Annotated in this window: 13 protein-coding genes; 3 read left to right on the top strand and 10 right to left on the bottom strand. The window is 34.8% G+C overall.

What is annotated here, in order from left to right; all coding sequences use genetic code 11:
* Position 1: 1 nt before the first annotated feature.
* Complete coding sequence (locus N2Z72_01515) at positions 2-943, top strand: DMT family transporter (protein ID MCX7696355.1); 942 nt, start codon at positions 2-4, stop codon at positions 941-943.
* On the opposite strand, the gene N2Z72_01510 is transcribed toward N2Z72_01515, so the two are convergent.
* From N2Z72_01510 to ruvX, 7 genes are read right to left on the bottom strand one after another with little or no spacing between them, the layout of a single operon-like run.
* The gene (locus N2Z72_01510; GenBank protein ID MCX7696354.1) at positions 940-1,650 is read right to left on the bottom strand and encodes a hypothetical protein; all 711 of its coding nucleotides are present in this window, start codon (positions 1,648-1,650) and stop codon (positions 940-942) included. The genes N2Z72_01515 and N2Z72_01510 overlap by 4 nt on opposite strands.
* Positions 1,647-2,552 (bottom strand): class I SAM-dependent methyltransferase, encoded by a 906-nt coding sequence (locus N2Z72_01505; GenBank protein MCX7696353.1) that lies wholly within the window; start codon positions 2,550-2,552, stop codon positions 1,647-1,649. The genes N2Z72_01510 and N2Z72_01505 overlap by 4 nt, the downstream gene beginning before the upstream one ends.
* Positions 2,531-5,167, bottom strand: a complete 2,637-nt coding sequence (locus N2Z72_01500) for a hypothetical protein (protein ID MCX7696352.1) — start codon at positions 5,165-5,167, stop codon at positions 2,531-2,533. Before N2Z72_01500 ends, N2Z72_01505 begins: the two co-directional genes overlap by 22 nt.
* Positions 5,164-6,249, bottom strand: a complete 1,086-nt coding sequence (locus N2Z72_01495; GenBank protein ID MCX7696351.1) for a 3-dehydroquinate synthase — start codon at positions 6,247-6,249, stop codon at positions 5,164-5,166. The genes N2Z72_01500 and N2Z72_01495 overlap by 4 nt, the downstream gene beginning before the upstream one ends.
* Complete coding sequence (locus N2Z72_01490) at positions 6,246-6,776, bottom strand: hypothetical protein (protein MCX7696350.1); 531 nt, start codon at positions 6,774-6,776, stop codon at positions 6,246-6,248. The genes N2Z72_01495 and N2Z72_01490 overlap by 4 nt, the downstream gene beginning before the upstream one ends.
* Before the next feature lie 5 nt (positions 6,777-6,781).
* Positions 6,782-7,339 carry a peptide deformylase gene (def, locus tag N2Z72_01485; GenBank protein MCX7696349.1) on the bottom strand — a complete coding sequence of 186 codons (558 nt, stop codon included), beginning with the start codon at positions 7,337-7,339 and terminating at the stop codon, positions 6,782-6,784.
* Positions 7,336-7,809 carry a Holliday junction resolvase RuvX gene (ruvX, locus tag N2Z72_01480; GenBank protein MCX7696348.1) on the bottom strand — a complete coding sequence of 158 codons (474 nt, stop codon included), beginning with the start codon at positions 7,807-7,809 and terminating at the stop codon, positions 7,336-7,338. Before ruvX ends, def begins: the two co-directional genes overlap by 4 nt.
* 44 nt (positions 7,810-7,853) lie before the next feature.
* Here ruvX and pruA point away from each other — a divergent pair, with 44 nt between their 5' ends.
* Together pruA and N2Z72_01470 are read left to right on the top strand one after the other, a co-directional pair.
* A complete protein-coding gene (pruA, locus tag N2Z72_01475; protein ID MCX7696347.1) occupies positions 7,854-9,479 on the top strand; it encodes an L-glutamate gamma-semialdehyde dehydrogenase in 1,626 nt (541 codons plus the stop codon).
* Between the two features lie 12 nt (positions 9,480-9,491).
* Positions 9,492-10,010 carry a gamma carbonic anhydrase family protein gene (locus N2Z72_01470; protein ID MCX7696346.1) on the top strand — a complete coding sequence of 173 codons (519 nt, stop codon included), beginning with the start codon at positions 9,492-9,494 and terminating at the stop codon, positions 10,008-10,010.
* Between the two features lie 38 nt (positions 10,011-10,048).
* Here N2Z72_01470 and N2Z72_01465 read toward each other — a convergent pair whose 3' ends face one another.
* The 3 genes from N2Z72_01465 to N2Z72_01455 all read right to left on the bottom strand — a co-directional run.
* Entirely contained in the window at positions 10,049-12,229 is a 2,181-nt protein-coding gene (locus tag N2Z72_01465) for a S46 family peptidase (GenBank protein MCX7696345.1), read from the bottom strand.
* A gap of 11 nt (positions 12,230-12,240) precedes the next feature.
* Positions 12,241-14,262 (bottom strand): OmpA family protein, encoded by a 2,022-nt coding sequence (locus N2Z72_01460; protein MCX7696344.1) that lies wholly within the window; start codon positions 14,260-14,262, stop codon positions 12,241-12,243.
* A 27-nt stretch (positions 14,263-14,289) separates the two neighbouring features.
* On the bottom strand, positions 14,290-14,594 hold a 305-nt coding region (locus N2Z72_01455; GenBank protein MCX7696343.1), incomplete at its 5' end, for a nucleoside deaminase.

Genomic DNA, 14,594 nt, shown 5'->3' with positions numbered 1-14,594 from the left:
TATGTCGAGAAATTTGTTTAAAGTTTATGCAGGATTGGCTTTTTCCATACTCGTTTGGAGCTATTCTTTTGTCATGATCAAAGTTTGTTATCAACATGGTTTTACACCATTGCTTCTTGTGAACCTTAGATTGCTTATGGGTTTTATCATTCTCTTTATGGTGTGTTACTTTGGAAAATATTTGCAGTCGATTGAAAGAAAAGATTTTTACCGTTTTTTTTTGTTGGCATTTTTTGAACCATTTCTTTATTATATTGGGGAGAGTATTAGTTTAACTTACGTAACAGCCTCTACGGCATCTGTGTTCATAGGAACCATACCTGTTTTTACACCATTTTTTATGTTTTTTATTTATGGGGAAAAAATCAGAAAATCCGTGTTGTTTTCGACCATATTTTCTTTTATTGGAGTTTTACTAATTTTCTATTCCGAGATTCAGTTGTCGGTAAACCCTGTGGGTTTTTTATTTCTGTTGTTAAGCATCGGTAGTGCCATTGGCTATACTATTTTCGTCAAGGAATTATCGGCGAAATACAATCCTTTCTTTATAGTTTTCGTGCAACAATTGATTGGATTTTTTCTATTTTTGCCTTGGGTGGTTTTTTCAGAAGCGGAATATGCCCCTTACATAAAGTGGAACGTAGAAATTTTCCTGTATGTAATCATTCTTGCTTTTTTTGCTTCTTCCCTAGCTTATGTCTTTTATACCATTTCGATTGAAAGAATTGGAGTAGTTAGAACCAGCATTTTCTCAAATCTTATTCCTGTTTTAACGGTTATTGGTTCTCTGCTATATGGATTGGAAAAACCTCAAGCGTTGAAAATTGTTGGAATTTTACTTGTGATTGGAAGTATATTTTTTCTTCAATATACACATTCAAGAAATTTTATACAGTTGGCTAACAAGGCAAAAAATTTTTTCAAAAAAGATCAGTCTAACTAAATGCTTTTGAGAAAAGCAAGGAATTGAGTTTCGCCCAGCAAGCATTGTTCATCAAGTTCATATTGCACGAAGTGGTTTATATAATCATATGCATCTTGATAGGAAAGAGAATTTTGCAATTGCAGACATACGTTTTTTTGTTTAACGGCAAAACTAAGTATGGAAAGTAAAACGTTTACTTTCTGCTCTGAGAGGGATGGACGGACAGTCCATCGAGCAAAAACCATGGGCATGCACGTAAAACTATACCACTCTTCTGCTAGGTCGTAGACATGAGGAAATTTCTGGGCTTGAGTAAAAACCTTATCACCAATAAGTATGCAACCATCCCAAGGATGAGTATTGTCGTCGATAAAAGTTGGATGTATTTGCCAATAATACTTGCAGAGGATCTGGGCAAGAATGTTAGATGTAACAGACTCCGGATCGACTAGAATGGTATTAATTTTTTTAATAGGTTGCAAAGATGCGAGAACTACTGATTTTACTTTTCCTTTGGCCGCTATTCCAAATGGAAGCCGGACGATATCTTTATGCTTATGAAGCGCTGCAATTGGAAGTAAAGCGGCATCCACTTGGTTCGAAAAAAAAAGAGAAACACATTGGGAAGGAGGAACAATTGTAATCTTTTCAAGCAAATGACGATACTGTTCCATAGCATAGACGTAGGGGAGAGAATTAAGGTAATTGATTAGAGCAACTTTCATAACTTTCGTAATACATAAATTAAACTTGAAAAACGGCGAGATTTTAATGCCAGCAAGTTCCACCAAGTTGATAAAACAATAGATGTTAATATTTTAGTTTTACCACTCATATTTCGAAAACTTAACATGGAAATATAGTATACATCCAACATCATAGGTAGAATCTTTTCTAATGTAAACCCTTTGTTATTGCTCAAAAATTGTATTTGGTTGGGAGAAAAATGCCACAAGTGTCGTGGCACATCCCATGCAGCCCAATTTTCTTTAAAATAAGCTGCATCATAGCTTTCAAAATTAGGAAGTGCCAGAATCAATACGCCTTTTTTACGTAGAAGTTGATGATACAGATCGATTTGTTGCTCGAAATCTGATATGTGTTCCAATACGTGCCATAGAGTTAAGGCATCGAATTTATTTGGTTGAAATTCTTTTAATATAGAAGGTGGATAAAGCTCTATACCATAGTGTTGTTGGCAGAACAGTCGTGCATTTTCGTTCACTTCAACACCAGAAGCTTCGAATCCTTTTTTAATAGCGTGAGCAACGAAACTTCCGGAGCCGGCTCCAATGTCCATAAGGATTTTTCCACAAGCGTATTTTTTGACGATGCTAACTTTTATTTGCACAGTGAAGTGTCGAGCAAGTATAAATAACCGATTGATTAATCCTGTAGCTTTTTCGTTATGAGAAACATAATTATTCGACTCATAATAAGAGCTTAATTTTTCGATCTTAGGCTGTGGATGAGTAATTCTAAGTTTGCAATATTGGCAAACATAAATGTCAAATTTTTCCTTACTTACGAGCCAGTCTTCAGCGGTAAGGACATAAGAAAAAACATTCATCCCACAAACAGGGCATCTGAAGGTGATATCCTCTTTTATTTTTTGTGTAGTTTCCATACTTTAAAGTAGCTTTTTCGAAAATATTTTAGGTACGAATTTCCCATTGTATAAGTGAGGCACTGTTTTCTGTAATCAGTAACATCCGACAAAATATCTCGAGCAGCCATGGCTTCACCTAATTTTTTCTGGTATTTTTTTGTATATTTCAATAGAATGTTTTGTTTATTCATTTCTTTGATCAATTGAAGAGCAAGAAAATAATTTTTTGAATCGAAGAAAAAGTAAAACGACAAGTCAATTAGTGTAAAATTTTTCTTTTCAGCAACCCACTGAGGAAGAGGCTTCAAAGTAATATTCATGGTATCGAGACGAAGTTTGGTTATGTTGTTTTCAACTTGTAGATACTGGTAAAAAAAATCGTTCCATGAAAACAGGTTCATGTTTTGCAGTATGTTTTTTTCTACATTTTTGAGATAATCGAAAAACGAAAAAATTTTTTTAATGGAATCAATTTTATTGTACCAATAATTTGCTTCTTTATAGCATTTTTCTTTTTCAAGAGAAGCTGGAATGAGCTGCAGAAAAGTTATGGCTTTGTAAAAAAGGTGTAAAGTAAAAAAATGTGAAAGACTATCCAACAGAATATGTTGAGAAAGACATGAACATTTTTTCAAGTAGTATTTTTCCAAGAGAAGTTTTATTTCCTCACCAAGACGGATATTTTGACTTTCAGAAACAAGAGAATCGAGGTAGTTTAAATAGGTTTCACTCAACCTGAATGAGTCAGTATGATGTAGCCAATTTTCTAAGTAGTTTATTTCTTGAGTAAGAAGTTTTTCAGAAATTTCAGGCAAGGTTTGCTCCATTGATAGATTGCTATCCAGTAGAAGCTTGATTCTATTCAGTTCCAAAAATAATTTTCTTTGGTTTTTCAGAGAGATTTCAGGATTGGAAAGAGAAAGAAAAATGCTTTTGATTCTCCATTTTATGGTCTTTTTAAAATTTTCTTTCAGAAAAGAGTCGGCGGATAGTTGCAAAAAAGACAAATCGGAATACAAAATCGAAAACAAAGAATCTCCTTTGATGTAGTTTTCTCGTTGATAAAACTGATTTATTCTTTCAATGTCAAGCACAAATCGTAATAAAGAAATATCTTTTTCCCATTCATTGATTGAATCGGTATTTTTCACAAGGTAAAAACGAGAGATCGTGTCAACAATTGATAATTTCAGCTGAGCCGAAGTAAACAAATTCATTTTCATTTCTTCTTTGATCTCTGCAAGCAAATTATTTCTAAGTTGAGTGAATAGGTCTTTGACTTCAATATTGGTCAAAATATAAACTTGAAATGTTTTCTGATAATTCCAAGCTTGCTTAAGTATATGGTATGCAATAGTATTTTTGCGGGAATTCATAGCTTTTTTTGCGACCGTGATGAAACTTTGGTAGATGCCGTAATGAGCTTTTGCAATCAGTTTTTGCCATGTTTCATCACAAAATTGGAAAGAATGCTGACAAAGGATAGAGTCTTGTGATAAAAGAGTAAGAGCAGAAAAGTATTCCTGATCTTGAATTGCTTGTGATGCCTTTTGCGTAATAAGTTGGTAAAGACGTTGACCTGTGGTTTGAGCAAGATTTTGGAGACTATCTGGGATAACCAGTTTGAGGGTCTGACTGAAATAGTGAAAAGCAGAATCAGGATTGTTTTTATTAAGCCAATATTCAGAAAGCCTAAGTAGTGCAGGAGTAAAAAGAGAGTTAAAAGCGAGAATTTTTTTAAAGTGTTCGACACTTCTTTTTTCTGAAATAGGCCATTCTCGTAAAGCTTTGTTGTACAATAGTAATTCATAGTTACTTAAATTACGGGCGACCATATTTTGTTTTTCTGTAAGTGTTTGAGTTAACCGATTTAGTTTACTAGTAAATTCAAGAGGATCGTTCTCCCAAAGATGTAGAGAGTTGAAAAAGTCTTTCTCGTGGATTTCTTTGATCTGATTTGAGAGGTATTTGAATTCAATGTGATATAGAGGGAGCATTTCTAGGCTATCTAGAAAAAAAGTACGAACTGTACTATCGATCTCCATGAGCTTCTTTGTGGTATGGTAGTAATCATCAATTTGCTTGATGAAAACATTGAGATTAGCTAAAGATAAAGAGTCATAATAAAAATAAAACGAATCAGCTTTAATGTAAGTGATATCGGAGATTAGAGTTTGGGGTATGAGGGTATTAAGAAGCTCAACATACCCCAGTTGATTAACAAGCGCTTGCTCATGAGAGATGAGTTCAACCAATTCTGTTTTTTGCCTCGATGAGTATAGAACTTTAAACTTTGTTTTGAAGGGCAACAAAACTGGATTAAGCGAAATGGATCGATAAAAAATATCTCCGTTCCAAGAAATATTTTTCATCGTAAGTTGTATCCTGTAAAAAGTTGTGTCTATTTTGTAAAGCTTATGATGGATATAACAGTGAAGATTATAAGAAATAAAAAGATGAGATTTATTCATGTATTTTCCCATAGTTTTAAGAAAAGTCTGATTAAGAGTGCTATCTTGAAGCCTGGTAGGGGAAAAATTGAAAGAGTACGAAAATTCACGTTCAAATAAAAGTAATTCCTGAGGTAGTAATGCGGTGCTTATGAAAAGTGTTAACCATATGAATTTTTTCATGAAGTCAAAAACTTTTCGTGTAAAGATTTGAGTTCATCAATACTAATTTTTTTTATAACAGCTGTTCCAATGTTTTTGAGAAGAACAATGTCAAGATGGTGAGTGTTTTTTTTCTTATCATGTAGAATGTAATTCACCAGTTTTTCCCAAGAAGGAATGGGGTAATGGGGATAGTGTTTATGGATAAAATCCGTGGCTAGAAAAATTTTTTTTGAATGGTCGGGTAACAATTGAGATGAGAAAAAAATCTCTTCGATCATTCCAAGAGCAATAGCATTGCCGTGAAGGATGGGTTGCTGTTTTTCCATGTAATAGCTTTCTAGAGCATGGCCAATGGTATGACCAAAATTGAGAAGCCTTCTTTTGTTTTTTTCATGAGGGTCTTCTTTAACAATTCGAAGCTTGATACGAATGCTTTGAGCAATCCAAGGAAGCGATGGTATTTCTGGAGAAAAAGCCCTATTGAGGTTTTTAAAAAGATTGATATCCGCTATTAAAGCATGTTTAAGCATTTCAGCGTAACCACTTAATAAGTGTTCAGTAGGCAAGGTTTCCAAAAATGGTCTGTAAATGAAAACAAAGTCGGGAATATGAAAGCTTCCTATTTGGTTTTTGAAACTTGTAAAATTTACGCCGTTTTTCCCACCGATAGCTGCATCAGTCATAGAAAGCAAAGTGGTAGGTATGAGTACTAGTTTAATGCCGCGCTTTAGAATAGAGGCCACAAATCCCCCTAAATCACAAACCACACCACCTCCCATACATACCAAGATAGTCTGACGATCAAATGTAAATTGGAATAATTCATTGAGAATATGAGTAAGGGTTTGCCAATTTTTGTTTTCTTCTGTAGCTTGTAAGTATATGCTATGTATGATATTGACAGGCAAGGATGAAAACAAATCTTTTTCAATATTGGGGAAATATTGATGAAATTGAAAATCTTTTAACAAAAAAACTTGAGAGGTTTTGTGAGTACCGATCCTCCACCTCCATGCTTTGCTAAATACGAACATATCATCAGAGACAAAAACAGGATGCTTATTACCACCAAGTACGAAATAAGTTTTTTGAGACTTCATGGAATAGGTTTATTGTAGCCCGACGAATTGAATTGTTCTATAATTTTTTGTGGATCAACGCCAAGATATTGTAAAGCTAAACGAACTTGTTCTGCATACATATGGTTTGGAAACTTATGTAAAAATTTTATGTAAGATTGTTTTGCCGCTTGAAAGTCTCGCAATTCGTTTTCTTCTACAAAGCCTCTGAAAAAAAGAACTTCTGGCAATAGTACATGAGAAGAGTACTTTTTTTCAAATTTTTTAAGTAACTCCACTGCACTCATAGGTTGCTTAAGAACAACTAACAAACGAGATGCATTGTATAGAAATTGAGGTGAAAGACTATCTTCAGGATATCGATCAACATAAGTTTGATATTGATTAACCAATTGCTTCATCAGAGTAGAATCCACAATATTTTCCTTGAATTTCTGACGGATCAGTGTTTCGTTGGAGTTAATTTTCTGCAACAAGTCGGATCTATTTTCTGTGCATGATATGAAAAACATGACTGTCGAAACAAATAGCAAGGAAAGCTTTTTCATGTTTTTTATTTTTGAGTGGCAAAAATCATTTTATAGGAAACGTTGACTTTACCTTTAGCGATGTCGTTAAGTTTGTTTTTTATAAGAAGTTTCCTTAAAGGTGTAAGTCTATCGGTAAACAAAATTCCTTCAAGATGGTCGTATTCATGCAAAATGACTCTTGCGACAATGCCTTCAAAAATTTCCTCTTTGGTTTCACCTGATTCGTTTTGAAATCGGATACGTATGAATTTTTTTCTAGCAACATCTTCGTAAATACCAGGAATGCTCAAACAGCCTTCGCTGTGATACCATTCTTCACCCCAAGTTTCAATCAAAAAAGGATTGATAAAAATTCCTCTATAGCCAGCTTCTGGATACTTTCCTACAAAATAAGACGTGTCGATCACAAAAACTCGAATGTTTTTATGAACTTGAGGAGCAGCGAGGCCTACCCCATCGATGGCATACATGGTTTCCCACAAGTCATTAATAAAGGTTTTTAGCCATGGTTCGTTCCATGAAACTTCGGAAGACTTTTTTCGGAGATCAGGATGACCATAAGCTACGATAGGTAAGATCATATTCTTTTTTTTGTATCTAAATAATCTTGCAATATAATGGTAGCACTCATTAAATCAACGTTTTTCTTGTCTCGCCTGTCCTTTTTTTTGTAATTTCCCATAATTAAACTACGTTGAGCTATCTGAGATGTAAATCGTTCGTCAAAGCGTTCGATCGTTAGTGAGGGAAACAATTTTTTTAGCCTATTAATGAAAGCCATTGTATATTTCTCAATGTTTGAGGTGGTTCCGTTGGATTGTAGGGATTTTCCGACAACCAGCAATTTAACATTTTCTCTAGGAATGTAGTCCAATAAAAATTTTTCAACTTCATGGGTGGGCAAAGCAATCAATGGAAAAGCTATAGTTTCACTATTGTCCGAAACTGCCAGACCTGTTCTTTTTAAACCAAAATCAATTCCTACTATCTTTCCCATGCATAGCAAAATTACATCTTTACTGCTTATGATGATGAATGATTTTGAACACATTTATTTTAATCACAACTCCTATAAATTAATTTTATGAAAAAAATATGAACAACGCATTGTATCGATTAATAGAGCCACGAAACGAACCTGTCAAGTATTATGAAAAAGAATCCCATGATTTTGTACAAATTATGGAAACTTTTAATGCTTGGCGTCAGAGAAAACTTGAAATTCCACTGATCATTGGAGGCAAAAGAATTTATACTGGAAAAACAAAACAACTAATTAATCCAAACAATCATCAAGAAATTCTTGCCGTATACCATCAAGCTGGTGAAAAAGAAATTAATATGGCAATTGATGCTGCCCGTCAGGCAAAAGAAGAATGGATGACTCTTTCATGGGTGGAACGTGTGTCTATTTATTTGAAAATTGCAGAATTATTATCCAAAAAGTATCGTTACGATATCAATGCTCTTACCATGCTTGGCCAGGGTAAAAACATTATGCAAGCTGAAATTGATGCTGCTTGTGAATCTATAGATTACCTTCGGTTCAATTCTTATTTTCTTTCTCAACTTTATGAAAAACAACCATTTTCAGATTATTCAGCCCTGAATCGAATGGAATACAGACCATTGGAAGGGTTTATTTTTGCTATTAGCCCATTTAATTTTACAGCCATAGCGCTTAATTTAGCTTTAGCTCCTGCTTTAATGGGAAACACTATTGTTTGGAAACCTGCGAGCACAGCAGTTTTAAGTAATTATTTTTTGATGCAAATATATGAAGAAGCGGGTCTACCACCTGGTGTGGTGAATTTTATTCCTGGAAATGGTTCAACCATTGGCGACATCGTTTTATCTCATCCTGATTTAGGTGGGGTTCATTTTACTGGAAGTACTACCACGTTCAACCAAATATGGAAAACTGTTGCAAATTACTTAGAGGATTATAAGTCTTATCCTAGATTGGTGGGCGAAACAGGAGGAAAAGACTTTGTGGTAGTTCATCCATCAGCAGATGTGGATACTGTGGTTACAGCTCTTATTCGAGGAGCTTTCGAGTATCAAGGACAAAAATGTTCGGCAGCATCTAGAGCATACATTCCAGAAAGTTTATGGGGGCGTATTAGGCACCAAATGCTTCAAGTTCTTTCCGAAATAAAAATAGGAGACGTAAGCGATCCAAATAATTTTGTCAATGCTGTTATAGATCAACAGGCTTTTGATCGTATTATGAGGTATATTGATTATGCTAAAAGTTCAACGAATGCTCAAATCATCTGGGGAGGTGGTGGCGACAGTTCTGTTGGTTATTATATTGAACCAACAGTCATACAAGTATTTGATCCCTATTTTAAGACTATGCAAGAAGAAATTTTTGGACCCGTTCTTTCCATTTATGTGTATAAAGATAGTGAATGGAGTGATATGTTACAATTAGTAGATCGAACTTCACCTTACGGTTTGACTGGTTCGATTATTTCACAAGATCGTAAAGCATGGATTGAAGCTTGCAGGGTTTTGCGTTTTGCGGCTGGAAACATTTACTACAATGATAAACCTACAGGAGCGGTCGTAGGCATGCAACCTTTTGGTGGTGCTCGCAAATCAGGTACCAACGATAAAGCTGGTGGATACTTGAACCTTTTACGTTGGACGTCTCCTCGAACCATCAAAGAAAATTTTTTACCTCCAACCAATTATAAGTATCCTTATCTAGATTAATTTTGGAAAAAAATGGCCATCATCAGAGAAATTAATGGTAAAAAACCACAATGGGGAAACAATTGTTGGTTTGCCGAGAATGCTACTATAGTAGGCGATGTGATTATGGGGGAAGGATGTACGGTTTGGTTTGGTGCTATTGTACGAGGAGATGTTCATGAAATTAGGATAGGAAATTATGTTAACATACAGGATAACGCTATTCTACACGCCACTTATCAAAAAAGTCCTCTTTACATTGGTAATAATGTTTCCATAGGTCATGGTGCTATTGTCCACGGTTGCAGAATAGGTAATAACGTTCTGATTGGTATGGGAGCTATTATTATGGATGATGTTGTCATAGAAGACAATTGTATTATAGCAGCAGGAGCTGTTGTGACAAAAGGAAAGCATATTCCTTCAGGAACAGTTTACGGAGGTGTACCTGCGCAAAAAATTAGTAATTTATCTCCTGAGGATCATGTTCGAGAAATAGAACGTATAGCTCGTAACTACTCTCTTTACGCTTCGTGGTATGACGAAAATTAACTGTCCTAAAGAAGAAATGTTACTAAATCCAAAGTTCTTTATTTTCTTATCTCTAATTCTTGTAAAATATTGGTTGCTTCAGCAAATTTTTCGAGAATGAACAAAACATATCGTATATCAGTGGAGATTGTTCTTGTTTGTTCGGGAACATAAAACAGACTTGAAGCTGTTGCTTCCCAATTAATATCGAATACAATGCCAATAACTTCTCCTTTACCATTAAGAAGTGGAGCACCAGAATTTCCACCTGTTACATCACAATCTGTCAAAATACAAACATGCATTTTGCCATCTTTATCGAGATAATTTCCAAAATCTTTTTTCGTGTAAAGATCTTTGAGTTTAAGAGGAACGACATAATCAGGAATATCAGGATTTTCTTTGGCAATAAGCTCATCAAGGGTTGTAAAATAGGGTTGTTCGGTTCCATCGGTTGGCGTATAGCGTGCAACTTTACCATAAGTTAAACGCAATGTGCTATTGGCATCTGGATAAAGGGTTTTTTTACCTTCAAAATATTCAAGTAATGCTTTCATGTATATTTGCTCGATGGAAGATAACTTAGCTTCAATAACATCGGCTTGTTTTTTAATTTCGTCGTTTTTCTGATAGACAGATTGCATAAGTTCAAAAATAGGATCTTTTTCCAGTGTTTTTAAGTCAGGTTGACGGAGATATTCATATACTTTGTCTTTGTATGGGAGAAACGACCTTTCGAAGATACTATTTGCATAGTTCTGGAAGTTGTCTTTGTATTTGCTTTCGACATCCTTGAAAAAAGATGGATAAAATTGAGAAGGCAAATCATCTTTCATAATTCTGAAAAGAGCTACAAATATTTTTTTGTCAAGATCAACACTATAACTGTTGAAAAAATAGTTGGATGCATGATATTTCAACTTGGTTGTCAAGTCGGCAATTTTAGCATTCTGCTGATCAGGTGGAAGTTTAGTATCCTTAAGTAAAAAGTATAAAGAATCGAAGCGATTAGCAAAAGCTATAATTTCAGGACCACGAAAAACAACCTCTCTATAGTAAATCAGAGCTTTTCTGAAATTTGTTATTTCTTCATAAGTAGCCTTTAATTGAGAAATGACGTTTCCGTATAGCCGCTTTCTTTGAGGATTAGCTTCGATCCATTTGGTAAGTTCAGATTCAAAAGCTCGTTTTTTGTCTTCGGCTTTGATTCGTTGGAGAATTTCTGTTTGACCAATGTAATACTTCCAATAATTGGATGCTTTGTTGTATTTAGAACGATACATGAGTTCAATAGCAGGATCATTTTTCATGGCTTCATCCATTATTTTTAGTTTTGCATCTCTGATTTTTACAATAGATGGGTTGATGACTTGAGTTGCTAAGTTGATAGCAGATGAAACTGCAAATCGGTCAGTTGTTCCAGGATAACCTAGAACCATTGCAAAGTCACCTTCTTGATATCCTTTGATTGAGATAGGCAAATAATGTTTGGGTATATATGGTATGTTTTTTCTTTTGTCGTAAGGAGCAGGTTTTCCATCAGGACTCATGTAAATGCGAAGAAAAGCAAAGTCACCCGTATGTCTTGGCCACATCCAATTGTCAGTGTCGGCACCGAAATTGCCAATAGCCATAGGAGGAGCCCCTACTAGACGAACATCTCTGAATGTTTCATAAATGAAAAGATAATATTCATTTCCTTTAAAAAAGCTTTTAACCTCCCCCCAGTAATGAGTTCCTTTAGTTGCTTCTTCAACTAATTTGACTGATAATTCTTTTATTTTGTTTTCCCTATCAGTAGGAGACATGGTTTCGCTTAATTGGGAAAGAATTTTGCTTGTTACATCATCAACTTTTACAAGAAAAGTGACCTTTAAGTTAGGATTGTAAAGTTCCTGCTTTTTGTCGAAGGCCCAGAATCCATTCTGAACGTAATCTGTATTGTATTTTATTGAATTATCTGTGATATATTGCAGTATACAATGATGATTGGTCATCATAAGACCTTCCTTAGATACAATAAACCCAGTGCACATACCATCATTAATGGATACAATGGCATCTTTTAAGCTTGAATGATTAATGGAATAAATTTCTTCAGGGGTTAACTGTAGACCAGCTTTTTGCATGTCTACATAGTTTAGCCTTTTAATTAAAAAAGGCAACCACATGCCTTCGTCGGCTAATACAATGCCTGCCGAAAAGAGAATGCCTACAAAAAACAGAAGAAACCTTTTCATATGATGTTTTTTTATTTTGCTAAAATTTTAAATTCGGTTCTGCGATTTAACTGACGACCCTCGTCGGTTCGATTTGATGCTATTGGTTGAGTATAACCATATCCTTTTGCTACCAGTCTGCTTTTATCGATTCCGGCTGAGATAAGGTACTTGACAACTTCTTCTGCTCTTCGCTGAGAAAGTTTCATGTTGTATTGATAACCGCCTATGCTGTCAGTATGACTCGAAATTTCAATTTTTAACGTGGGTACATCTTTCATGAGTTTGACAAGTCTATTTAATTCTTCCACAGATTCATTACGTAATTTATGACTGTTAAAATCGTAATAAATATTTCGCAGAGTAAATTTTTCTCCTACATTAAAATCATCAGCAGTGACCTTTTGGGTGTCAGTTAGTTGAAATTGTTTCCGAAGGAAAAAGTCTTTGATAAGAAGAGTATTTTTTTCATCCTCGGCAACAGATAGAAAATCCTCCGAAGTATGATATCCTTTAGCTGTAACTTTTATTTTATAATCTTTTCCTAGAAGTAAGGTGACTTGATAGTTTCCTTCTTCGTTAGAAGATGAAGAAAGAAGAATTTCTGTGGTGTCGGAAGCATTATAAAAGATTAAATCACCTTTGATTCCTTTGTAAGTTCGTGTATCAGCAATTCTTCCCTGAAGCTTTACAAATTTACGTTTAGGTTGTATAATGGTCATGTAGTAAATATCAAGATCTCCAAGGCCGTATCCTTTTCCAGAAGAATAAAATGCATGTCTTTCGTCTCGTGTGGGTATATAGAACACGTCATCATCAGTGGTGTTGATGGGATAACCAATATTTTCTGGTGTTGTCCAAAAGCCATCTTCTGTAAGTGTAGAAACAAATATATCAAATCCACCCATGTTGTCATGCCCTTGAGAAGAGAAGTATAAGGTTCTATCATCGATCAGAAGGTAGGGAGATTCTTCAGCATAAGGGGTGTTTATAGTGGGTCCAAGATTTTCTGGTTCTGTCCAATTTCCGTTAATAAATTCGGAAACCCAAATATCGCGATCACCATACCCACCAGGACGATTAGAAACAAAATAAAGTTTTTTCATATCAGAACTAAAACATGCATGTGTTTCCCAATACGGACTGTTAATGGGTTCGGGAAATTTTTCAGGTTTTGACCATTCTCCATTTGGTTGTAGCTTACTGAAAAATAAATTACCATCACCTTTCTCACTTCTGTAAAGGATCAATGTTTTGCCGTCAGATGATATGGAAACGGTAGCTTCATGAAAGGGAGTATTGATTTTTCCACCAATATGAATAGGTAAAATCCATTGGTTGTTAGCATCTTTTGTGGAAAAATAAATGTCTTCGTAATATCGTCCTGTTTCATCTTTTTTATTGCCGGTCGATCCTTCTCTTCGGCTTGTAAAGTAAAGAGTTTTTTCATCTCTTGAAATTACGGCACTGTATTCAGGATATGAGGTGTTAATAGTAGTCAGATTCTCAATTTTGATGCTTACTGGGTTATTAATCATTTTAATGGCATTGTAGCATTTTTCTTTCAAAAACTTTACAGAATCAACCAGATAGGCTCTTTCAGGATCGATTTCTATATTTTTTATATATCGATCATACATTTCAAGAGCTTTAGAAAATTGATATCGTAAGGAATAGGCAACACCCAAATATAAATATGTTTCGAGCGGTGCGTAATATTCTTTGTAATCGCCAAGGTATTCTCGTGTAACACTTACATAAGCTTTTTCAAAGTAGGGTATAGCTTTTCGGCGCACTTCAGTTCCACGCATGTTCAAATAACAAGCACCTATCTTGAAGTTAAGATTAGGAATTCCAGGGTATATGGAGTCCCATTTTTTGTAAATATTTAGGGCAGCATAATAATTTTTTTCGAGAAAATAAAGTTCAGCTTTATTGTATTCTTTTCTGTACTTTTTGTCACCAAGTAACTTTCTATAACTTTCACTTGTATTTTCTTGCGTAAAACCTATGATAAAACTACAGCTTAAAAAAAACAAAACGTACAACCTCATGAACTATTTTTTGCAAAAATATAAATTTTACTTTAATTCTTTTTTTCTTAGCTTCAAAAAAAAATCTTTTAGTATTGAAGAAGCTTCATATAACAGAATATTTGATATAACTGTTGTTTGAGGGTGTAAAAGAGATGGTGAATAAATGGTAAATCCCCTTTTTGGGTCTGGTGCAGCATACACAAGTCTGCCGAGTTTTGCCCAGTATAAAGCTGATGCGCACATCGGGCAGGGCTCAAGGGTGACATACAAAGTGCATTGTTCGAGATTCTTTAGCTGGTAATTGGATAGTGCAGATGAAATAACAAGCATTTCAGCATGGGCTGTTACGT

The sequence above is a fragment of the Bacteroidales bacterium genome (genome assembly GCA_026418905.1).
Classification (GTDB): domain Bacteria; phylum Bacteroidota; class Bacteroidia; order Bacteroidales; family DTU049; genus JAOAAK01.
The sequence above is the reverse complement of the archived record's forward strand: the minus strand, read 5'-3'. Positions and strand labels throughout refer to the sequence as shown.